The following is a 22,532-nucleotide window of genomic DNA, read 5'->3' as shown; positions in this document are numbered from 1 at the left end:
CTACCTCCCAAAACTTATTGTTATCGCTGTTCAGATGAACAGAGCATGAATGAAAGCTCGCAGTTGCGAGGAGTGACAATTGTATGATTGAGAATAAAAAGAAGCCCAATCCCATTGACGTGCATGTCGGTAGCCGCATCCGTCTCCGCCGCAACATGCTGGGCCTCAGTCAGGAAAAGCTTGGCGAAAGCCTCGGAATTACGTTTCAGCAGATCCAGAAATACGAGAAAGGCACCAATCGCGTCGGTGCAAGCCGGCTTCAGGCAATCTCGTCAATTCTGAATGTCCCGGTTTCCTTCTTTTTTGAAGATGCACCAGGCTCCTCAACCCAGGCTGGTTTTGCAGAGGACAATGAAGCGACCTATGTGGTCGATTTCCTGAATTCCAATGAAGGCGTGCAGTTGACCCGCGCGTTCACGAAAATTTCAGATCCGAAAGTGCGCCGCAAGATCATCGATCTCGTGAAGTCGCTCGCTGCGGACGCTGACTGATTTCAGTTCTTGAGAAGCGCAGAAAAAGCGGGACATAGGCGTGCCTCGCCGGAGGCTTACGATTTGCGGCGCCTGAACCGGTAGGAAATGCTGTCTGAAACGAATTTTCCCGCCGGGGCGCTGTCGCAACAAGAATATGCATTGACGGTTTAATCCCAATTTCGCTAACACATTACTGTGCCCGGAACGCTGGAACCTGTTCCGGGCGCTACTGTGTTTCCATGGCGGAGATATTCTCCGTTGGATTTTCAAGAGGGGTTACCCGTGTCGCGCAGTTCTTATCTCTTCACCAGCGAATCTGTGTCCGAAGGACATCCGGACAAGGTTTGCGACCGCATCTCCGATGAAATCGTGGACATGATCTACAAGGAAGCGCGCCGCACCGGTGTCGATCCATGGTCTGTCCGTGTTGCCTGCGAAACGCTTGCCACCACCAATCGCGTGGTCATTGCCGGCGAAGTGCGCGTTCCGGATACTTTCCTGAAGAAGAATAAGGACGGCACTGTCGCCCACGATGCGGCCGGACATCCGCTGATCAATCCTTCGCGCTTCCGCTCGGCAGCCCGCAAGGCGATCCGTGAAATCGGTTACGAACAGAACGGTTTCAACTGGAAGACGGTGAAGATCGACGTGCTTCTGCATCCGCAGTCCGCCGATATCGCGCAGGGCGTGGACAATGCCGCTGACCGTCAGGGCGAAGAAGGCGCAGGCGATCAGGGCATTATGTTCGGTTATGCCTGCCGCGAAACCCCGGATCTTATGCCGGCACCGATCTACTATTCGCACAAGATCCTCGAAAAGCTCTCCGAAGCCCGCCATAAGGGCGAGGGCGATGCGGGCAAGCTCGGCCCCGACGCCAAGAGCCAGGTCACGGTGCGTTACGAGAACGGCAAAGCCGCTGAGGTTACGCAGATCGTTCTTTCCACGCAGCATCTGGATGCAAGCTGGGATTCAAAGAAAGTCCGTTCGGTTGTCGAACCCTATATCCGGGAAGCGCTCGGCGAGCTCCCGATTGCAGCCACCTGCAACTGGTATATCAATCCAACCGGCAAGTTCGTCATCGGCGGACCGGACGGTGATGCCGGACTGACTGGCCGCAAGATCATCGTGGATACCTATGGTGGTGCCGCTCCTCATGGTGGTGGCGCATTCTCCGGCAAGGACACGACCAAGGTCGACCGCTCCGCAGCCTATGCCGCGCGCTATCTCGCCAAGAACGTCGTTGCTGCCGGTCTTGCCGACCGCTGCACGATCCAGCTTTCCTATGCCATCGGCGTGGCGCAGCCGCTTTCGGTTTATGTCGATCTGCATGGTACCGGCAAAGTGGCCGAATCCGCAGTCGAGGAAGCGCTTCGCGAAGTCATGGATCTGTCACCGACGGGCATCCGCAAGCATCTCGACCTCAACAAGCCGATTTATGCCAAGACCTCGTCTTATGGCCATTTCGGCCGCAAGCCGGGTCGCGACGGTTCCTTCTCCTGGGAGAAGACCGATCTCACCAAGGTGCTGAAGGCAGCAGTGGCGTAACTTCTCCCCCGGAAAGTTGCATCGCACGCCGCTTGGCGTTATGTGTCCCGACAATTTTCGAGGAGCGCGGTCTTGGATCGCGCTCTTCTGCTATCAGCGCATCCCGAAAAATGTAAAACGGTTTTCGGACAAGATGTGCGTCTGAACAAATAGATAGAGCGCCGATCTGCTTCAATCAGATCGAAACGTGCTTTATTATTCACTATGATGCCGACGGATAAAATATGACCGAAGAATCTCATCCTCTGCGCGGTGCCGGAAATTTTTTCGGCCGTCGTCACGGCAAGCCCCTGCGGAGCCATCAGAAGAATCTGTTCGAGGATTTTCTGCCGCGTATCAAGATCGACATCGAAAGCCCGGCACCGCAGGATCTGCATGCGCTTTTTGAAACGAAGGTCGACGCTGTACGTCTGGAAATCGGTTTCGGCGGCGGCGAGCATCTTCACCATGAGACAGGTCGCTATCCGCAGACGGGTTTCATCGGTGTCGAACCCTTCGTCAACGGCATGGCAAAGATGCTTGCGGCACTTGATGAAGAACCGCGCCCGAACCTGCGTCTCTATGACGAGGATGCAACGGCGGTCCTCGACTGGCTGCCCGATGCGTCTCTTTCGGGCATTGATCTTTTCTATCCCGATCCCTGGCACAAGCGACGTCACTGGAAACGCCGTTTCGTCAGCGATGCCAATCTCGACCGCTTCGCCCGCGTGCTGAAGCCCGGTGCAAAATTTCGCTTTGCTTCCGACATCGAGCATTATGTCAACTGGACGCTCCAGCATTGTCGCCGTCATCCGGCATTCGACTGGCAGGCCGAAGGCCCGTCCGACTGGAACAACCCTTATGAAGCCTGGCCAGGCACGCGCTATGAAGCAAAGGCTTTTCGCGAAGGTCGGCGCGCTGCCTATTTGACTTTCATTCGCCGTTGAAGCTGCCAGCGGAGAACACATCAATCGAACGTCAGAAGCGGTCTTGAAAAAATCAGCTTCCACTGGTATATATGTCTCAAATTCTTGGTCGTTTGAACAAGAGTGGGTCCACCCGGTCCCGCTCTTTTTTGTTACTTACGGCCTGCTTGAAGAGGCTTTTCCTGCCTCTCGAAAGGTTTTTAGGTTGACGGAACAGGTTCAGGCAAACGAAGCAGAAGTGCTCGCAACAGGTGCGGATGAGCGCATCATTCGCGAGACGGGCATTGATGCGAAAGTGGCTTTCATCATCGAGCCCATCATCAATACGCTCGGCTTCCGGCTGGTGCGCGTGCGCCTTTCGGGGCTGAACGGTCAGACCTTGCAGATCATGGCCGAGCGTCCCGATGGCACGATGACCGTCGACGATTGCGAACTGGTCAGCCGCACCGTTGCGCCGGTGCTCGATGTGGAAGATCCAATCAACGGAAAATACCATCTGGAGATTTCGTCTCCGGGTATCGACCGTCCGCTGGTCCGTAAATCGGATTTTGTCGATTGGGCCGGTCACATCGCAAAGGTGGAAACCTCCATCGTGCACGAGGGCCGCAAGAAATTCCGCGGGCGTATCGTTCTGGGCGATGAGGAAACCGTTGTCATTGAAAGCGATCAGATTTCCTACGGCAACGAACCTGTCGTGCGCATTCCATTCGATCTGATTTCGGATGCACGTCTCGTGCTGACTGATGACTTGATCCGCGATGCGCTGCGCAAGGACAAGGCCCTGCGCGAAGGCCGTATTCCCGGCGACGATCTGGGTGGTGATCAGGAAGCCGAAATGGACGAACAGTCCGGCGAAGCTGGGTCTGACGAAGCCGCATCGGGCGAAGCCGAAAAGAAGAAATAAGTTTCAGGCATCCGGTATCTTGAGGAGCCGGATGCGACACCAAGGAGAGTCCAATGGCAGTCAGTGCTAACAGGCTGGAGCTTCTGCAGATCGCCGACGCGGTCGCACGCGAGAAGTCGATCGACCGCGAGATCGTTCTTGCGGCCATGGCCGATGCGATCCAGAAGGCGGCGCGTTCGCGTTACGGCCAGGAAAGCAACATCCGCGCGGACATCAATGCGAAGTCTGGCGAGATCAAGCTGCAGCGCCTGCTCGAAGTTGTTGAGCATGTCGAGGATTACGCGACGCAGATTTCGCTCTTCACCGCTCGCGATCGCAATCCGGATGCGCAGGTCGGTGACTTCATCGCCGATCAGCTACCGCCGATGGATTTCGGTCGTATCGCCGCCCAGTCGGCAAAGCAGGTTATCGTGCAGAAAGTGCGTGAAGCCGAGCGTGACCGTCAGTATGACGAATACAAGGATCGCGTTGGCGAAATCGTCAACGGTACTGTGAAGCGCGTCGAATACGGCAATGTGATTGTCGATCTCGGTCGTGGTGAAGCCATCGTGCGCCGCGATGAACTGATCCCGCGCGAAGCTTTCCGCTACGGTGACCGCATTCGCGCCTATGTCTACGATGTGCGCCGCGAACAGCGTGGCCCGCAGATTTTCCTGTCGCGCACCCATCCGTCCTTCATGGCGAAGCTTTTCACCATGGAAGTGCCGGAAATTTACGACGGCATCATCGAAATCAAGTCCGTTGCCCGCGATCCGGGTTCCCGAGCCAAGATTGCGGTCGTGTCGCGTGACGCTTCCATCGATCCGGTTGGCGCCTGCGTCGGTATGCGCGGGTCCCGCGTTCAGGCCGTTGTCGGCGAATTGCAGGGTGAAAAGATCGACATCATTCCGTGGTCTCCGGAGGCGGCTTCCTTCATCGTCAACGCGCTTCAACCGGCTGAAGTTGCCAAGGTGGTGCTCGATGAAGATGCCGAGCGTATTGAAGTTGTCGTCCCGAATGACCAACTATCACTTGCAATCGGTCGTCGCGGTCAGAATGTGCGCCTTGCTTCCCAGCTCACCGGCTGGGACATCGACATCCTGACGGAAGACGAAGAATCCGAACGTCGCCAGAAGGAATTCACCGAACGTTCGACCCTCTTCATGGATGCTCTCAACGTTGACGAGATGGTCGGTCAGGTTCTGGCCTCCGAAGGTTTCGCATCTGTTGAAGAACTGGCCTATGTCGAGTCGGGCGAAATCGCCTCCATTGACGGTTTCGATGAGGATACGGCCGGCGAAATCCAGGAACGTGCCCGGGAATATCTGGATCGCATCGAAAGCGAACAGGATGACCGCCGCAAGGAGCTGGGCGTGGAGGACGAACTGCGTGAACTGCCGGGCATCACCACGGCGATGCTGGTGGCAGTCGGTGAAGACGGTGTCAAGACGATGGACGACTTTGCCGGTTATGCCGTCGACGATCTGGTCGGCTGGCGTGAACGCAAGGACGGCGAAACCGTTGCTCATAGCGGCATCTTCTCTTCCTTCGACGTTTCGCGTGTCGATGCGGAACAGATGGTCCTTTCTGCGCGTTTGAAGGCAGGATGGATCACGGAGGAAGAACTGGCATCGGCTCAGGAAAAAGAAGCCGAAGCTGAAGCCAGTGAAGAGGAAGCCGCTTCCTAAGAAGGGTGCTGGAATAGAAGAGCCGTATGGCTTCTTACGTCTGAGGCAATTCAAGCGTAAGCTGTGCGGCTCTCGCAATTGATCCCTGAAAAATGGCCGTCGTTCATCTGAATTGATCGGCCAGTTCGGGTTTCGAATGAAGTTCCGGCCATCTTACGGGTTGTGGTGGGGCTTTTGCTCTGGTACAGCGCCACGCATCAGGTCTGATGCGTTGGATATGGTCCAAAACTGGTGCTCGCGTAGCAATTTCGTCGCTCATGCAAGAGCGATGTAGCCGAGCCGGTCATGACATTGGTACAAGTTCGGAATGCGGCCCCGATATGGCCGCCCGATATCGCCGTTATGGCAAAACTGGAGTTCGCGTGGAGCAGGATATGAATGACAGAACCTGTATCGTCACGCGCGAAAGCGGTTCTGCCGATGATCTGATCCGTTTCGTGGCCGGTCCCGACGGTTCCGTGGTGCCGGACTTGAAAAGGAATCTGCCAGGCAGAGGATGCTGGGTCAAAGCCGAGCGTCGTCTGGTGGATGAAGCGGTCAAGCGCAAACTCTTTGCGCGGGCGCTGAAAGAAGGTGTGACGCCGCAGGCGGATCTTGGCGCGCTGGTGGACCAGTTGCTGACGAAATCTGCTCTCGGTAGCCTCGCTCTGGCTCGCAAGGCTGGCGCTGTGGTAACAGGCTCGACCAAGGTGGATCAGGCGATCCGTACCGGGGCTGCCGCCATGGTACTGCACGCTCAGGAAGCCGCAGCCGATGGCGTGCGCAAGCTCGATCAGGCCCGCCGCGCCGTGGTGCATCTTGATGGCCCCGAAATCCCGGCCTTCACCCTTTTTACAGGGGAAGAAATGGATTTGGCATTTGGGGGCGGAAATGTGATACATGCAGCCGTACTTGAAGGAAAGGCGGCGGCCGGGTTCGTAAAGCGGGCGCTTATGTTGCATCGCTATCGCGGTGAAAGCGCATCGAACCTGGATTAGAGCGCAACTGTGGAGGGGCTTGGCAGACCCTGGATCGGATTGCGCGTTGAAGCGGATGACTGGAGCTTTATCCAACATGACCAGGTCGCGTTGGATAATGCTCGAGTAGAGCGGCCGGAGCCGCGAAGGAAACGGAAACGTAATGAGCGATAAAACGAACGACGACAAGACGCTGAGCGTTAATACGAAGAAGACGCTGACCATGAAGCGGCCAGGCGTCGAGCAGAGCACCGTGCGCCAGAATTTCAGCCACGGCCGCACGAAGGCTGTCGTCGTTGAAACGAAGAAGCGCAAATTCTCGCGGCCTGACGAGAAGCCGGAAGTCGAGGTAGCGGCCCCACAGCCTGCAGCTCCGACACCAGCGGCTCCTGCGCCTGCGACCTCCACCCCGGCGGCACCAGCGGCTGCTGTATCGGCGCCCGCGCCAGCAGCTCCAGCGGCTGTTGCTTCCCAGGCAACTGCGCCAGCAGCACCAGCGCCCGCACCGCAACAGCCAAAGGCACCCGCACCGGCAGCTCCTGTAACAACACCAAAGCCGCATGTTGCGCAGCAGCAGCCGCGTAATCAGCAGCGCCCCGGCCAGCAGTCGCAGCGTCCACGCCAGTCTGATCGCTCCGGGATGGTGTTGAATACGCTGTCGCGCTCTGAAATGGATGCGCGTCGCCGGGCGCTTGAAGAAGCGCAGGTTCGTGATGCGGCTGATCGCGTTCGCGCTGCTGAAGAAGCAAAGCGCCGCGCAGAAGAAGATGCACGCCGTGCCAAGGAACGTGAAGAATCCGCTCGCCGCCAGGCAGAGGAAGAAGCACGTCTGAAGGCAGAAGCAGAGGCTAAGGCTCGCGCGGAAGCGGAAGCAAACAAGCGCATGCCGCAGTCGGAAGGTCGTTCGGAGCAGCGCGGCGATTCCCGTCCTGCACCGCAGGGCGGTCGCCCGCAGCATTCGGGTCGTCCTCCGCAGGGCGGTCGTCCCGGTCAGGGACAGCGTCCTGCATCGCCAGCGATTGCAGACGTTATTCCAACGGCAAACAAGCCTCTTCCACAGAGCCAGCAGCGCAAGCCTGGTTCTACGGGTGACGACGATGATCGTCGTGGTCCGTCGACGGCTCGTCGTGGCGTCCCGGCAAAGCCGGAAGTCCGCGCACCGAAAGTGGTTAAGACCGAAGATGATCGTCGTCGCGGCAAGCTGACCATCTCCAGCAATCTGGAAGACGAAGGCCGTTCGCGTTCGCTTTCGGCGATGCGTCGCCGTCAGGAAAAGTTCAAGCGTTCGCAGATGCAGGAAACACGCGAGAAAATTTCTCGCGAAGTGACTGTTCCTGAAACCATCACGCTTCAGGAACTCGCACAGCGTATGGCCGAGCGTTCTGTCGACATCATCAAGTACCTCATGAAACAGGGACAGATGATGAAGCCGGGCGATGTGATCGATGCCGATATGGCACAGCTCATTGCTGAAGAATTCGGCCACACCGTCAAGCGCGTTGCGGAATCGGACGTTGAAGAAGGTATCTTCGGTGTCGCCGATAACGAGGCCGCGCTGGTTTCCCGTCCTCCGGTCGTGACCATCATGGGTCACGTCGATCACGGCAAGACCTCGCTGCTCGACGCGATCCGTCACGCCAATGTGGTGTCAGGCGAAGCCGGCGGCATCACCCAGCATATCGGTGCTTATCAGGTCGAGCAGAACGGCCAGAAGATCACCTTCATCGATACGCCGGGCCACGCTGCCTTTACCGCAATGCGTGCCCGCGGTGCGCAGGCGACCGACATCGCCATTCTGGTGGTTGCCGCTGACGACAGCGTGATGCCGCAGACGATTGAATCCATCAACCATGCCAAGGCGGCTGGTGTTCCGATCATCGTGGCAATCAACAAGATCGACAAGCCTGCTGCCGATCCGCAGAAGGTTCGCACTGCCCTTCTGCAGCACGATGTCTTCGTGGAATCGATGGGCGGTGAAGTTCTCGACGTCGAAGTTTCGGCCAAGAACAAGATCAACCTCGACAAGTTGCTTGAAGCAGTCCTGTTGCAGGCAGAAATTCTTGATCTCAAGGCAGATCCGGCCCGTACCGCTGAAGGCGTTGTCATCGAAGCGCAGCTCGATCGTGGCCGTGGTTCGGTCGCAACCGTTCTGGTTCAGAAGGGTACATTGCATCCGGGCGATATTATCGCTGCCGGTAACGAATGGGGCCGTGTGCGCGCTCTGGTCAACGACCGTGGCGAACACGTCAAGGAAGCAGGACCTGCAATGCCGGTTGAAGTCCTTGGTCTCCAGGGCACTCCACAGGCAGGCGATCGCTTCGCAGTTGTTGCTAACGAAGCCAAAGCTCGTGAAATTGCTGATTATCGCCAGCGCCTTGCTCGCGATAAGGCGGTTGCCCGTCAGACTGGCCAGCGCGGCTCGCTTGAGCAGATGATGAGCCAGCTTCAGGTGAATGGCTTGAAGGAATTCCCGCTCGTCATCAAGGGTGACGTGCAGGGTTCGGTCGAAGCGATCATTACGGCTCTCGACAAGCTCGGCACCGACGAAGTGCGTGCACGCATCGTCCATTCGGGCGCCGGTGGTATCACGGAAAGCGACGTGTCACTGGCCGAAGCCTCCAATGCAGCAATCATCGGCTTCAACGTTCGTGCCAACAAGCAGGCACGCGATGCAGCCGACCAGCAGGGCACCGAAATCCGCTACTACAACATCATCTACGATCTGATCGAAGATGTTAAAGCAGCGATGTCGGGTCTTCTGTCGCCAGAACGCCGTGAAACCTTCATTGGTAATGCTGAGATTCTTGAAGTCTTCAACATCACCAAGGTTGGTAAGGTTGCCGGTTGCCGGGTTATCGACGGCAAGGTTGAACGTGGTGCAGGCGTCCGCCTCATCCGTGACAACGTGGTTATCCACGAAGGCAAGCTCAAGACGCTCAAGCGCTTCAAGGACGAAGTGCAAGAAGTGCCGATGGGCCAGGAATGCGGTATGGCGTTCGAAAACTACGACGACATTCGCGCAGGCGACACGATCGAAGCGTTCCGCGTCGAACATATTACGCGCACGCTCTAATGCCTATATGCTGGACCGTCCTGTCATGGGCGGTCCAGTTTTTCATTACCCGGTTCCGAGGGTCTGACTCCCGTCTGAACTGTGGTAAATTGCACCGTTCAGTTTTAGCCGTTTCTTCGGGCAGCCATTTGGGCTGGGTGCCGATTAATGGCTGTTTATCGAGGATATAGCTATGGCACGTTCTCCGGATCCAAAAGGCTCAGGTGGCCTTTCCCAACGCCAGCTTCGCGTGGGCGAGCAGGTGCGTCACGCATTGGCACAGGTGCTTCAGCGTGGAGAAATCCGCGACGATCTGATCAGCCGCACCGTGATTTCCGTCTCGGAAGTGCGTATGTCACCCGACCTCAAGATCGCAACTTGCTTCATCACCCCTCTTGGCGATGCCGATACGCAGGCCGTTATCAAGGCGCTGGCTGCGAATGCGAAATTCATTCGTGGTCGTATCGCTCCGAGCCTCAGCCAGATGAAGTACATGCCGGAATTCCGCTTCCGGGCAGATACCAGCTTTGACAATTTTTCCAAGATCGATGCACTGCTCCGCTCGCCGGAAGTCGCACGCGATCTTGGGCATGACGATGAAGAAGACCGGGAGGCAGACAAGGCTTCCCGCAATGGAGACGAATAAAGCATGGCAAGACGGGGCAAGAAAAAAGGCCGTCCGGTTTCCGGCTGGGTTATTTTTGACAAGCCGAAAGGTATGGGATCGACCGAAGCGGTCTCGAAGATCAAGTGGCTGTTCAACGCCGAAAAAGCCGGTCATGCCGGTACGCTTGATCCGCTTGCTTCCGGCATGTTGCCCATAGCGCTGGGTGAAGCCACCAAGACTGTGCCTTATGTCATGGACGGGACCAAGATCTATCGTTTTACGGTCAGTTGGGGTGAAGAACGTTCGACGGACGATCTGGAAGGCCAGCCGACCAAAACCTCTGACAAGCGCCCGTCAAGTGCAGATGTAGAGGCATTGCTGCCGAATTATACCGGCGTCATTTCGCAGGTGCCGCCGCAGTTTTCCGCCATCAAGATCGACGGCGAACGGGCCTATGATCTTGCTCGCGAAGGTGAGACCGTCGAGATCCCCTCCCGCGAAGTAGAGATCGACCGGCTGGAGATTGTAGGCATTCCGGATGCCGACCGCACCGAATTCGAGGTCGAATGCTCCAAGGGCACCTATGTGCGTTCTCTGGCCCGCGATATGGGCCGAGATCTTGGATGCTACGGCCATATTTCGGAACTGCGCCGCATCGAAGTGGCACCGTTCACGGAAGAGGATTCCGTCACCTTGGCAGAACTCGAACAGGCATGGCCGCCGCTTCCGCCGAAGGATGAGGACGGCAATATCGTGGAACCAGCACCGCGTCGCGACTTTTCGGCGATTGACGCGCTGGTCATCGACACAGGTGCGGCACTGGACTGCCTGCCGCAGATACCGCTTTCCGACGATCAGGCGCAACGCGTGCGTCTGGGCAATCCGGTCATCCTGCGTGGGCGCGACGCGCCTCTGGAAGCCGAGGAAGCCTGTGTCACGACACGCGGAAAATTGCTCGCCATCGGCTATATCGAGCATGGACAGTTCAAACCGAAGCGCGTTTTCACGGCGAGCTGACGTTTCGTCAGAAGATCGCGATGAGGCGGCCAATTGAATTGAGACTGGCATTCTTGCCAATTTTACACTATATGCCCCTCATCGATCATGCCTGAAAGCATGTCAGATCGTGTAAATGGCCCGCGCTGGACGACATCCCGGCCTGGGCGTCTCTTTTTCCTCTCATCAAGAAAGGGTGTACGATGTCGATTACTGCTGAGCGCAAGCAAGCACTTATCAAGGAATACGCCACCAAGGAAGGCGATACCGGTTCTCCTGAAGTACAGGTCGCCGTTCTTTCCGAGCGTATTGCCAACCTTACGGATCATTTCAAGGGCCACAAGAATGACAATCATTCGCGTCGCGGCCTTCTGAAGCTGGTTTCGCAGCGTCGTCGTCTTCTTGACTATGTCAAGGGCATCGACCAGGCACGTTACCAGGCGCTGATCGGCCGTCTCGGCCTGCGCCGCTAACGGTAAAATCGGGCGACGTCTTCAAACGTCGCCCGTTTGATTTATCGAGCATTTTGTCGTGCGGATAGCCGCTGACAGATCAAAATGCGACAATATCGGGCGAATGCCCGCTGGCATGAGACGGCGCACCCGGTGCATTCCGTCATGCCGATGAAGAGCCATACGGCTCATGACCTGGACCAGTCATGGGGCAGGATTGCAGGCAGTTCGTGTCAGGGAATATTCGGGAATGAATGTTCTGACACATAACGAACTTCCCGTTGTCTTGCCCGTGGCCTGTCTGCCAACCCAGGAGATGCCCTAGCGCTTTGCGCGGCGTCTCCATATGAGGACAAGATATGTTCAATACCCATAAAGTGGAAATCGAATGGGGCGGTCGTCCGCTTACGCTCGAAACCGGCAAGATCGCCCGTCAGGCTGACGGTGCAGTTCTGGCAACCTATGGCGAAACCGTCGTTCTGGCGACTGTCGTTTCTGCCAAGGAACCAAAGCCGGGTCAGGATTTCTTTCCGCTGACCGTAAACTATCAGGAAAAGACCTATGCCGCCGGCAAGATCCCTGGTGGTTTCTTCAAGCGTGAAGGCCGTCCGAGCGAAAACGAAACCCTCGTTTCGCGCCTGATCGACCGTCCGATCCGTCCGCTCTTCGTCGATGGCTACAAGAACGACACACAGGTTGTTCTGACCGTCATTCAGCATGACCTTGAGAACAATCCAGACGTTTTGTCGATGGTTGCAGCTTCTGCAGCGCTGACCATTTCCGGCGTTCCTTTCATGGGTCCGATCGGTGGCGCGCGCGTTGGCTACATCAACGGCGAATACGTTCTGAACCCGAATATCGACGAAATGCCGGAATCGAAGCTCGACCTGGTTGTTGCCGGTACGGCTGACGCTGTTCTGATGGTTGAATCAGAAGCACAGGAACTTTCCGAAGAAGTTATGCTCGGCGCTGTTGTTTTCGGTCAGAAGGGTTTCCAGCCCGTTATCGATGCGATCATCAAGCTCGCTGAAGTTGCTGCCAAGGAACCGCGTGACTTCCAGCCGGAAGATTTGTCGGACCTCGAAGCCAAGATGCTCGCAGTTGTCGAAAACGACCTGCGCGACGCCTACAAGATCACCGAAAAGCAGGCTCGTTACGTCGCTGTTGACGCTGCAAAGGCCAAGGCGAAGGCTCATTTCTTCCCAGAGGGCGTTGAAGAGCCTGAATTCTCGGCTGAAAAATTTGCAACTGTCTTCAAACACCTGCAGGCAAAGATTGTTCGCTGGAACATCCTCGACACCGGCAATCGTATCGATGGCCGCGATTTGTCGACCGTTCGCGCAATCGTTTCGGAAGTCGGCCTTCTGCCACGTACACACGGCTCGGCGCTGTTTACCCGCGGTGAGACGCAGGCAATCGCTGTTGCCACGCTCGGCACCGGCGAAGACGAACAGATGATCGATTCTCTGACCGGTACGTACAAAGAATCTTTCATGCTGCATTACAACTTCCCGCCATATTCGGTCGGTGAAACCGGTCGTATGGGTTCGCCAGGCCGTCGTGAAGTTGGTCATGGCAAGCTCGCATGGCGTGCAATCCATCCAATGCTGCCTGCTGCTGAACAGTTCCCTTACACGATCCGCGCTGTTTCCGAGATCACGGAATCGAATGGCTCTTCGTCGATGGCAACCGTTTGTGGCACGTCGCTGGCGCTGATGGATGCAGGCGTTCCAATTACCCGTCCGGTTGCTGGTATTGCTATGGGTCTGATCAAGGAAGGCGAGCGTTACGCTGTTCTTTCTGACATTCTCGGCGACGAAGATCACCTCGGCGATATGGATTTCAAGGTAGCCGGTACCGAAAGCGGTATCACTGCCCTTCAGATGGACATCAAGATCGACGGTATCACCGAAGAGATCATGAAGGTCGCGCTGGAGCAGGCCAAGGGTGGTCGCGTTCACATCCTCGGCGAAATGAGCAAGGCTCTTTCCACGTCGCGTGAAGAACTGGGCGAATTCGCTCCACGCATCGAAGTGATGAACATCCCAACCGACAAGATCCGTGATGTTATCGGTTCGGGCGGTAAGGTTATTCGCGAAATCGTCGAGAAGACCGGCGCGAAGATCAACATCGAAGACGACGGCACGGTCAAGATCGCTTCGTCGAACGGCAAGGAAATCGAAGCCGCCAAGAAGTGGATTCATTCGATCGTTGCCGAGCCGGAAGTCGGCGAAATCTACGAAGGCACGGTCGTCAAGACCGCTGACTTCGGCGCTTTCGTGAACTTCTTCGGTCCGCGTGACGGTCTGGTTCACATCTCGCAGCTCGCTTCTGACCGCGTTGCTAAGACTACCGATGTGGTCAAGGAAGGCCAGAAGGTCTGGGTCAAGCTCATGGGCTTCGACGAACGTGGCAAGGTTCGCCTGTCGATGAAGGTCGTCGATCAGGAAACCGGCAAGGAAGTTGTTGCTGAAAAGAAGGCAGAAGCAGACGCTGAATAAGCGTTGTACTCTGCAATCAATTGAGAAAGAGCGCGCCCCAAGTCTTTTTGGGGCGCGCTTTTTTTGTTGCGCGTAGAACAATTGATCGGCATGGGTGAAGCATGATGACACCGGCACAACAAACACTCTTTCTCCCCTTCGATCAGGGCATGCTGGATATGCCTGAAGTGGGACAATCCTTCCTCGCCTGCGGTCTTTCTGCTGATCGGCGTCTTGACGATGAATGGAAGCAGGCGCTGACCTTCCTGCAGCCCTGGCGCCCGGACTGGCTGGCGCTGGATAAGGAAGGCCTCAATGTCGTTCCCAGGTTGGGCTCCAGATTGGACGAGGAGCGGCGTTTTTCCGGCGGGCTGCTTCTGCTCGGAAAACATCGCGGACGCAATGAGGCGTGGTTTGCGGAGCTTCTGGCGCGTGTTGAGCCGGGCGGATGGATTGCAGTGTCTGGCGACAAGAAGCTCGGCATCGACAGTTTCCGCAAATGGGTCGGCAATATTGCCGAGATCAGCGACCGCATGTCGAAGAACCATGCCGTGGTCTTCTGGCTGAGAAGGCCCGCCGATCTCACCGATGACTTCATCACAGCTCTGAAACCGCTTGCGACCGATATTGACGACGTATTCCGGACCGAACCCGGTATGTTCTCGCACGGCGTGATCGATAAGGGTTCGGCGCTGCTCGTCCCACATATGGAAAAGATCGTTTTCGGCAACGTTGCCGATCTTGGTGCGGGCTGGGGTTATCTTGCTGCGCAATGTCTTAAGTTTGCGGATCGCATCAAATCCATCGATCTTTTCGAAGCTGATTATGAGGCACTGGAGGCCGCACGCGGCAATCTGGAGCGGTTAGGGGTATCGGTTCCCATTGGCTTCAACTGGTTCGATGTGACCAGTGAAAAAATGCCGGGTATTTATGACACCGTGATCATGAATCCACCGTTCCACGAGGGGCGGGTGACGGACGTATCGCTCGGTCAGGCATTTATAACTGCCGCTGCGTCGCGTCTGAAACCGGGTGGGCGTCTGCTGATGGTCGCGAACCGTCATTTGCCATATGAAACGACCCTCAAGGGTCTGTTCAAGAATGTGACGCTTCTTGAAGAGGCGAATGGCTTCAAAATCTACGATGCGAAGAAGTAAACAAAAAGGCCGCCTGGAAGGCGGCCTTTTTGTTCAAACGAGCGAAGCTTATTCGCCGCGTTCCGCGTCAGAGCTTTTCAACTCTTCGAGCGTCGGCATGGAGACGATATTGTAACCCGAATCCACATAATGGATTTCCCCGGTGACGCCGCTGGAAAGATCGGACAGCAGATAGACTGCCGATTTGCCCACATCGTCGATATCGACGGTGCGGCGCAGTGGCGAGTTACGACGCTGATAGCTGAAGATCGCGCGTGCATCGCCGATGCCAGCGCCTGCCAGCGTGCGCACCGGCCCTGCCGAAATGGCGTTGACGCGGATGCCCTGCGGACCGTAATCGGCGGCAAGATAACGAACCATGGCTTCAAGCGCAGCCTTGGCAACGCCCATGACGTTGTAGTTCGGGATGGTGCGTGTGGAGCCACCATAGGTCAGCGTCAGGATCGAACCGCCGTCCTTCATGAGCTTTTCGGCGCGCTGTGCCATTTCCGTGAAGGAGTAGGCGGAAATCACCATGGTGCGGCTGAAATTTTCGCGCGTGGTGACGTCTGCGTAGCGACCCTTCAGTTCAGTCTTGTCGGAAAAGCCGATGGCGTGAACGATGAAATCGAGCTTGCCCCACTTCTTTTCGATTTCGGCAAAGACCGCATCGACCGAATCGATATTTTCAACATCGCAAGGCAGTACGAAATCAGAGCCGACCTGTTCAGCAAGCGGCTTTACGCGCTTGCCGAGTGCATCGCCCTGATAGGTAAAGGCCAGTTCGGCGCCCTGTGCTGCGAGTTGTTTTGAAATTCCCCAAGCGAGTGAATGATTATTCGCGACCCCCATGATGAGGCCGCGTTTGCCTTTCATCAAACCTTCCATATTTCCCTCTCCCTCAGCCCTGGTAGCGCTGGAAAACCAGCGTCGCATTGGTGCCGCCAAATCCGAAGGAGTTGGAGAGCACGGTGTTGAGCTGAGCGTTGTCAATGCGCTTGCGAACGATAGGCATGTCCGCGAAGGCAGGGTCCAGTTCTTCGATATGTGCGCTTTCGCAAATGAAATTGTTGTGCATCATCAAAAGCGAATAGATCGCTTCCTGCACGCCGGTTGCACCCAGCGAGTGGCCGGTCAGCGATTTCGTCGCAGCGATCGGCGGGCAGGCATCGCCCGAGCCGAAGACCTGGCGGATCGCTTCGATTTCCGGCGCATCACCCGCAGGCGTCGAGGTCGCGTGCGGGTTGATGTAGTCGATCTTGCCCTTGACGGTCGAAAGCGCCATTTTCATGCAGCGGATCGCGCCTTCACCAGACGGAGCCACCATGTCGTACCCATCGGAGGTTGCGCCATAGCCGACGATTTCACCGTAAATCTTGGCGCCGCGGGCCAGTGCGGTTTCGAGGTCTTCCAGCACCAGGACACCGGCGCCGCCCGCGATCACGAAGCCGTCGCGATTCTTGTCATAGGCGCGCGATGCCGTGGACGGCGTGTCGTTATACTTGCTCGACATGGCGCCCATGGCGTCGAACAGAACCGAAAGCGTCCAGTCGAGATCTTCGCAGCCGCCTGCGAACATGCGGTCCTGCTTGCCATACTGGATCATTTCGAACGCGTTGCCGATGCAATGGTTGGACGTCGCACAGGCCGAGGAGATCGAATAGTTGATGCCCTTGATCTTGAAGAAGGTTGCCAGAGTCGCGGAAGCCGTCGAGCTCATGGCTTTTGGCACGGCAAACGGGCCGACGCGCTTCGGGCCTTTTTCACGGGTGATGTCGGCAGAATCGACAATGGTGCGGGTAGAAGGACCGCCGGAGCCCATGATGATGCCGGTGCGGTCGTTGGAGACTTCCTCTTCGGAAAGCCCCGCATCCGCGATAGCCTGATCCATCGCAATATGGTTCCAGGCCGTGCCACGGCCATGGAAGCGCATCGCGCGACGATCAACCAGTGCTTCGACGTCGATATTCGGAGCGCCGTGCACCTGACAACGAAAGCCAAGCTCGGCATATTCCTCAGCGCGGGAGATGCCGGACTTTGCTTCACGCAGTGAAGCCGTGACCTCTTCGGTGTTGTTACCAATCGAGGATACGATCCCCATACCCGTTACGACCACACGCCGCATCGCGTTCTCCTTTACACCTGATCCGTGAGCGACGTGTCCGTCATGCGGACTGCCGCCTCTTCGCGGTTACATAGGTGCGATCTTCGCATGTTTTGAGCGCGGCCGCATGAAAACTGTTCACTTTTTTGCAGTCGCGCTCGTGGATGATGATGATTGAGGTGCCTTACTGGCCCTCGCTGTCCTTCGACAGGCCGACGCGCAGGTCAGACGCCCGGTAGATCGTTTCGCCATCGGCTTTCAACCAGCCGTCAGCCGTGCCGAGCACGAGGCGACCGCGCATGACGCGCTTGAAGTCGATGCCGTATTCGAGAAGCTTGGTATGCGGACGCACCATGCCCTTGAACTTGACTTCACCGGTGGACAGAGCCATGCCGCGGCCCGGCTCGCCGAGCCAGCCGAGGAAGAAACCGGTCAACTGCCACATGCCGTCGAGGCCGAGGCAGCCCGGCATGATCGGATTGCCCATGAAATGGCACGGGAAATACCAGTCGTCGGGACGCACGTCATACTCGGCGCGGATATATCCCTTGTCGAACTCGCCGCCGGTTTCGGAAATATCGGTGATGCGATGGACCATCAGCATCGGAGGCAGGGGAAGCTGAGCATTGCCGGGGCCGAACATCTCGCCGCGTGCGCAGGCCAGGAGTTCTTCATACCCGTAGCTTGATTTCTGTTCTGCCATTACGCCTCCCTTGAGGTTCATTCTGTATCGACCGGCAATCCGGCCCGGTTGTAGGTTTCACCGGAACATCCCTACCACAGACTGTTTCCGGCAGTAAAATCATGCAATGGGTTTATTCGGGGGTTTATCCGAAAAAGCGGGCAATTCCCAAAGCTATTGATAGTTATTTCGCAACGGCATATATCAATGTCAGTATGCAATGGGCAACAGCCCGTTTGACGATTGATGATTTTGCTACAAGCTTGTGACGGAACCAACGGTGAATATGCAAACTTCACATACCCACTCGACGGTCTCGATGGAAGAGCGGCTCCGCCATGCGGGCTTGCGCCCGACGCGTCAGCGCGTTGCGCTTGCGAGCCTGATCTTTGCCCGGGGCGATCGCCATCTGGCTGCCGAAGACCTTCACGAAGAGGCCGTGATGGCCGACGTGCCGGTGTCTCTGGCGACAGTTTACAACACGCTGCACCAGTTCACGGAAGCCGGTATGCTGCGTATTATCGCGGTTGAGGGCTCGAAAACTTATTTCGATACCAATATCTCGGATCACCAGCATTTCTTCCTCGAAGGCGAAAATGTCGTGTTCGATATTCCGCATGGCGAGCGTGGGCAGCCGACGGTTGCCAACATGCCGGAAGCACCGCAGGGCATGGAAATCGTCAATGTGGATATTATCGTTCGCCTGCGCCGCAAGAGCCAGTAACGGACGACACGCACACCGGATTTAAAAGAAAGCGGCTACAGCCGCTTTTTTTGTTGCGTATTGGATTGCGTGAGGCTGAAAAGGGAGAAAGTTTTCCGGTCCAGGCTGAATCGCCTCCCAAGTTTCAGCCTGGCACATTCCAAGGAGATATCATGCGTAAGCTATTCATCGCTGCGACCGTTCTCGCCATTTTTACCGCCGGCAGCGCCTTTGCAAAAACAGTCCGGGTCGCAGTTACCCCGGGACCGCACGCCCAGATCATGGAAAAGGTGAAGGAAGTCGCTGAAAAGAACGGTCTTGAAATCGATATTCAGGAATTTTCCGACTATGTCATCCCGAACATGGCGCTCGCGGATGGCGCGCTGGAAGCCAACTCTTTCCAGCACAAGCCGTATCTCGACAATCAGGTCGCCGATCGCGGCTTCGACATTGTGAGCGTTGCCGAGACCGTCAATTTTCCGATGGGAATGTATTCGAAGAAGCTGAAAAATATCTCCGAGCTGGCCGAAGGCGCGACGATTGCGATCCCCAATGATCCGACCAATGGCGGTCGTGCTCTGCTCGTTCTTGCTGAAAACGGCATCATCAAGCTCGATCCTGCCAAGGGATTGAAGGTCAGCGCCCTCGACATCATCGAGAATGCGAAGAACCTCAAATTCGTTGAACTCGATGCGGCACAGCTTCCGCGTTCGATGGAGGATGTCGATGCTGCTGTCATCAACACCAATTATGCCATGGAAGCTGGCCTGAACCCGGCAACCGATCCGCTGGTGCGGGAAGGCGAGAAAGCGCCTTACGTCAATATTCTCGTCGTTCGCACCGCCGACAAGGATGCCGATTGGGTGAAAACCCTGATCTCCTCCTATCACAGCGATGAAGTGAAGGACTTCATCGCCACGACGTTCAAGGGATCGGTGATCCCTGCCTGGTAAAATAACTACAGGCTCCGGATTTATCGTACAGGCCGGAGCCTTTCTGTTTATCAGTCAAACACTTCGCCCGGGTAAACGCCCCAGAGATCCGATTGCTTTATCCAGCCGCGGACGCCACCCATATCCAACCGGCACCATTGGCCTGTGCACTCACGCACCGTGCCGACTACGCCCGGCTCAATCTCTGCGGCAAGTCCCGATGTGTCGCTGGCGTCGCGACGCATATTGATCATCGCCCCCTGATTGTTCTTGAGCCAGGGTGCTGTGATGGCGGTCCGCTTGCCGGAAAGAAGCGACTGATAGACCCAGCCTTCCGTACCGTCCGCATCGCGGATACGGCGCCAGTTGTCATATTCCTGGATGATCTCGACCGGCAGTCCTGCCTTCATGAAGAGCCATGAAACCGCATAATCGCGCCCCGGGCCGATACGCAGATTGACGCGAGCAGGTTTAAGGCTGACGAAACGCGGCACGGGAAGCCCGCTTGCGCCGACAGTGGTGCCTGCGGGCTCTGCGGCCTGTGCGCCATGCCTGTTCGAGGCGCCAAGCGGTGCCAGAATGAGAAAAAATGCCAGAAAGCCAAGCGTGGCTATCAAAAAGCGTTGCGAAAGTACTCTGTACAAACTGCGACCTCTCGCCGTCCTGTCACGACAGAACGGTAGTAGCTTCGGCAGTTTAAGGGGGCTGCGAGGCGACGTTGCCGTCCTGTTTCCAGGTCGTTCATCCATCTGTGTGCAACAGATCGAAATGCGACCTAATTGTTTGATTTTAAATGTATCTCTTCAGAAAAACATCGTTGATTTTCCAAGAGGCATCTGAAGATTCCGGTTTTTCTTTGTCTTTGTGGCTTCGCCTTGATAGAGATGTTCAGCCGAAGCAATATCCCATATTGCACCGCCTTGGTTAAGGAGGTCTCAACATGAGGCTTCGGTTAACGCATTTCCCGGAAAAGTGGGAGTCGGTTTTCCGCTGGGAATGTGCAGGAAATTTCTTGGAGCGCAACCGATCAGTTGGTTACAATACGGGCTGTTCCAGGGGCTTTGCTCAACGATGGGGTGGAGATGTCGAACAAGAAGAAACCGCTGGTCGTTCTGACGCGAAAATTGCCGGACCCAGTGGAAACCCGGATGCGGGAACTGTTTGATGCGCGTCTGAACATAGACGACCACCGCATGAATCAGCCGGAAATCATTGCTGCGATGAAGGAGGCGGACGTTCTGGTGCCTTGCATCACCGACGTTATCGATGCTGCGGCCATTGAACAGGCCGGCCCCAATCTCAAGCTGATCGCGAATTTCGGCAATGGCGTAGACAACATCGATGTCGCCGCCGCTGCAAAGCGTGGCATCACCGTCACCAATACGCCGAATGTCCTCACCGAGGATACTGCCGACATGACCCTGGCGCTGCTGCTATCGGTGCCAAGACGTCTGGTGGAAGGCGCTACTGTGCTCAATGAGCGCCATGGACAATGGCCGGGTTGGTCGCCGACCTGGATGCTCGGACGGCGCATCTGGGGCAAACGCCTCGGCATTGTCGGCATGGGACGTATCGGTACAGCCGTTGCCCGCCGCGCCAAGGCTTTCGGGCTTTCCATTCACTATCACAACCGCAAGCGCGTCAACCCACAGGTCGAGGAAGAGCTGGAAGCGACCTACTGGGATAGCCTCGACCAGATGCTGGCCCGGATGGATATCATCTCGGTCAATTGCCCATCTACACCTGCCACATTCCATCTGTTGTCTGCGCGCCGCATCGCGCTGATGCAGCCGACCGCCTATATGGTCAACACGGCGCGCGGCCAGATCATCGACGAGAATGCGCTGATAGAGTTGATTGAGCAGGGCAAGCTTGCCGGAGCAGGGTTGGACGTGTTCGAGAACGAACCGGCGGTTAATCCTCGCTTGCTGGCGCTTGCCGAAAAAGGCAAGGTTGTCCTGCTGCCGCACATGGGATCGGCGACCATGGAAGGCCGCATCGATATGGGCGACAAGGTCATCATCAATATCAAGGCATTTGTCGACGGGCATCGCCCGCCCGACCGCGTATTGCCAAACAGGGTTTAACTTTTTCGGCTTGCGGTCTTCGTTTTCTCGGCGTTCTTGCCGTCGATGAAACGCAGGACCGTATGCGCATAAAGGCGCGGATTCTCGACAGGAACGCCGTGCCCGGCATCGGGCAGAATGATCAATTCCGCGCCCGGAATCTGGCTGGCAATGAATTCCGTATGTTCGCGCGTGATGGCAGTGTCTCGGTCGCCGATGACAATCGCGGTGCGCACATGGATATCCGAGAGGTCCTCACCGGTATAGTTCGGCTCATTTGCCCAGAGTGCATGGATTTCCTTGTCGATGCTCTCATAGTGGCGCATTTCCGGTATCAGCTTTCCTTCGGCGCGAGCCTCGACATAACCGGTATTGCCTTCGGGTGTGACATTGGCCGCCTGCGCGAACAGGCTTTTCAGCCGTTCCGGATAACGCATGGCGATATCGAGGCCGATAATGCCGCCATCGCTCCAGCCGACAAGATCGACCTTGTCGATATGGAGAAAATCGAGCAGCGCCACATAATCATCGGCCATCAATCCATAGGTGATCGGATCTTCGGTGCGGGTGGAGCGTCCCTGTCCGCGACTATCGGCAACGATCACTGTGTGATGACGTGCAAGGATAGGAAGCTGCGCATCCCACACATGCTGGTCCGACAAGCCGCCGGGAATAAGCAGGATCGGCGATCCCTTGCCGACGATCCGGTAATACATCTGGATGCCGTTGACTTCGGCAAAGGCGGCAGGGGACGCGGGAATGGTCATGCGCGCAATTCTCTCAGTCGAAACGGGGGAGGGAAAAGACAAAGCAAAGCCGATCAGCAAGGTGGCTATCGTTAATGTCGTCTTTCCCTTCATGGATCCCCGGTC

At 56.7% G+C, this 22,532-nt stretch carries 20 protein-coding genes; 15 read left to right on the top strand and 5 right to left on the bottom strand.

The features are described from left to right. The first annotated feature begins 83 nt into the window (after positions 1-83). The 12 genes from ACYSN1_RS07250 (at position 84) to ACYSN1_RS07195 (ending at position 15,194) form a co-directional block, all read left to right on the top strand. Positions 84-491 carry a helix-turn-helix domain-containing protein gene (locus ACYSN1_RS07250; RefSeq protein WP_140020608.1) on the top strand — a complete coding sequence of 136 codons (408 nt, stop codon included), beginning with the start codon at positions 84-86 and terminating at the stop codon, positions 489-491. A gap of 264 nt (positions 492-755) precedes the next feature. Then, positions 756-2,018: a methionine adenosyltransferase gene (gene metK, locus ACYSN1_RS07245; RefSeq protein ID WP_140020609.1), complete on the top strand. Its 1,263-nt coding sequence runs from the start codon at positions 756-758 to the stop codon at positions 2,016-2,018. A 224-nt stretch (positions 2,019-2,242) separates the two neighbouring features. Beyond that, on the top strand, positions 2,243-2,944 hold the full coding sequence (gene trmB, locus ACYSN1_RS07240; protein WP_461725019.1) for a tRNA (guanine(46)-N(7))-methyltransferase TrmB: 702 nt from the start codon (positions 2,243-2,245) through the stop codon (positions 2,942-2,944). Positions 2,945-3,128: 184 nt separating this feature from the next. Continuing rightward, positions 3,129-3,827, top strand: coding sequence for a ribosome maturation factor RimP (gene rimP, locus ACYSN1_RS07235; RefSeq protein ID WP_461725018.1), 699 nt, complete (start codon positions 3,129-3,131; stop codon positions 3,825-3,827). Between the two features lie 53 nt (positions 3,828-3,880). After that, positions 3,881-5,494: a transcription termination factor NusA gene (gene nusA / locus ACYSN1_RS07230; protein ID WP_461725017.1), complete on the top strand. Its 1,614-nt coding sequence runs from the start codon at positions 3,881-3,883 to the stop codon at positions 5,492-5,494. Between the two features lie 320 nt (positions 5,495-5,814). After that, positions 5,815-6,471, top strand: coding sequence for an RNA-binding protein (locus tag ACYSN1_RS07225; RefSeq protein ID WP_461725016.1), 657 nt, complete (start codon positions 5,815-5,817; stop codon positions 6,469-6,471). Between the two features lie 142 nt (positions 6,472-6,613). Next, positions 6,614-9,523 carry a translation initiation factor IF-2 gene (gene infB / locus ACYSN1_RS07220; protein WP_461725015.1) on the top strand — a complete coding sequence of 970 codons (2,910 nt, stop codon included), beginning with the start codon at positions 6,614-6,616 and terminating at the stop codon, positions 9,521-9,523. Between the two features lie 172 nt (positions 9,524-9,695). Next, on the top strand, positions 9,696-10,148 hold the full coding sequence (gene rbfA, locus ACYSN1_RS07215; protein ID WP_461725014.1) for a 30S ribosome-binding factor RbfA: 453 nt from the start codon (positions 9,696-9,698) through the stop codon (positions 10,146-10,148). Between the two features lie 3 nt (positions 10,149-10,151). After that, entirely contained in the window at positions 10,152-11,126 is a 975-nt protein-coding gene (gene truB, locus ACYSN1_RS07210) for a tRNA pseudouridine(55) synthase TruB (RefSeq protein WP_461725013.1), read from the top strand. A gap of 182 nt (positions 11,127-11,308) precedes the next feature. Further along, positions 11,309-11,578, top strand: a complete 270-nt coding sequence (gene rpsO / locus ACYSN1_RS07205) for a 30S ribosomal protein S15 (RefSeq protein ID WP_024898336.1) — start codon at positions 11,309-11,311, stop codon at positions 11,576-11,578. A gap of 338 nt (positions 11,579-11,916) precedes the next feature. Then, entirely contained in the window at positions 11,917-14,058 is a 2,142-nt protein-coding gene (gene pnp, locus ACYSN1_RS07200; RefSeq protein ID WP_461725012.1) for a polyribonucleotide nucleotidyltransferase, read from the top strand. A gap of 101 nt (positions 14,059-14,159) precedes the next feature. After that, the gene (locus ACYSN1_RS07195; RefSeq protein ID WP_461725011.1) at positions 14,160-15,194 is read left to right on the top strand and encodes a class I SAM-dependent methyltransferase; all 1,035 of its coding nucleotides are present in this window, start codon (positions 14,160-14,162) and stop codon (positions 15,192-15,194) included. A gap of 48 nt (positions 15,195-15,242) precedes the next feature. Here ACYSN1_RS07195 and fabI read toward each other — a convergent pair whose 3' ends face one another. From fabI to fabA, 3 genes are all read right to left on the bottom strand, one after another. After that, positions 15,243-16,061, bottom strand: coding sequence for an enoyl-ACP reductase FabI (fabI, locus tag ACYSN1_RS07190; protein ID WP_461725010.1), 819 nt, complete (start codon positions 16,059-16,061; stop codon positions 15,243-15,245). Positions 16,062-16,074: 13 nt separating this feature from the next. Next, positions 16,075-17,298, bottom strand: a complete 1,224-nt coding sequence (gene fabB / locus ACYSN1_RS07185) for a beta-ketoacyl-ACP synthase I (RefSeq protein WP_461725009.1) — start codon at positions 17,296-17,298, stop codon at positions 16,075-16,077. Between the two features lie 163 nt (positions 17,299-17,461). After that, positions 17,462-17,980, bottom strand: a complete 519-nt coding sequence (gene fabA, locus ACYSN1_RS07180) for a 3-hydroxyacyl-[acyl-carrier-protein] dehydratase FabA (protein WP_010657784.1) — start codon at positions 17,978-17,980, stop codon at positions 17,462-17,464. A 265-nt stretch (positions 17,981-18,245) separates the two neighbouring features. On the opposite strand from fabA, the gene irrA reads away from it, so the two are divergent. Beyond that, on the top strand, positions 18,246-18,683 hold the full coding sequence (gene irrA / locus ACYSN1_RS07175) for an iron response transcriptional regulator IrrA (RefSeq protein WP_461725295.1): 438 nt from the start codon (positions 18,246-18,248) through the stop codon (positions 18,681-18,683). Between the two features lie 152 nt (positions 18,684-18,835). After that, positions 18,836-19,615: a MetQ/NlpA family ABC transporter substrate-binding protein gene (locus ACYSN1_RS07170; protein WP_461725008.1), complete on the top strand. Its 780-nt coding sequence runs from the start codon at positions 18,836-18,838 to the stop codon at positions 19,613-19,615. Between the two features lie 50 nt (positions 19,616-19,665). Here the strand turns inward: ACYSN1_RS07170 and ACYSN1_RS07165 are convergent, their stop codons facing one another. Continuing rightward, entirely contained in the window at positions 19,666-20,238 is a 573-nt protein-coding gene (locus tag ACYSN1_RS07165; RefSeq protein WP_461725007.1) for an SH3 domain-containing protein, read from the bottom strand. A gap of 438 nt (positions 20,239-20,676) precedes the next feature. On the opposite strand from ACYSN1_RS07165, the gene ACYSN1_RS07160 reads away from it, so the two are divergent. Next, a complete protein-coding gene (locus ACYSN1_RS07160) occupies positions 20,677-21,681 on the top strand; it encodes a 2-hydroxyacid dehydrogenase (RefSeq protein ID WP_461725006.1) in 1,005 nt (334 codons plus the stop codon). On the opposite strand, the gene ACYSN1_RS07155 is transcribed toward ACYSN1_RS07160, so the two are convergent. Beyond that, positions 21,678-22,520, bottom strand: a complete 843-nt coding sequence (locus ACYSN1_RS07155) for an alpha/beta fold hydrolase (RefSeq protein ID WP_461725005.1) — start codon at positions 22,518-22,520, stop codon at positions 21,678-21,680. The genes ACYSN1_RS07160 and ACYSN1_RS07155 overlap by 4 nt on opposite strands. Positions 22,521-22,532: the final 12 nt, after the last annotated feature.

The sequence above is a fragment of the Brucella sp. LJL56 genome (assembly GCF_054871705.1).
Note: the sequence above shows the minus strand (reverse complement) of the source record. Positions and strands in the feature narration are given on the sequence as shown.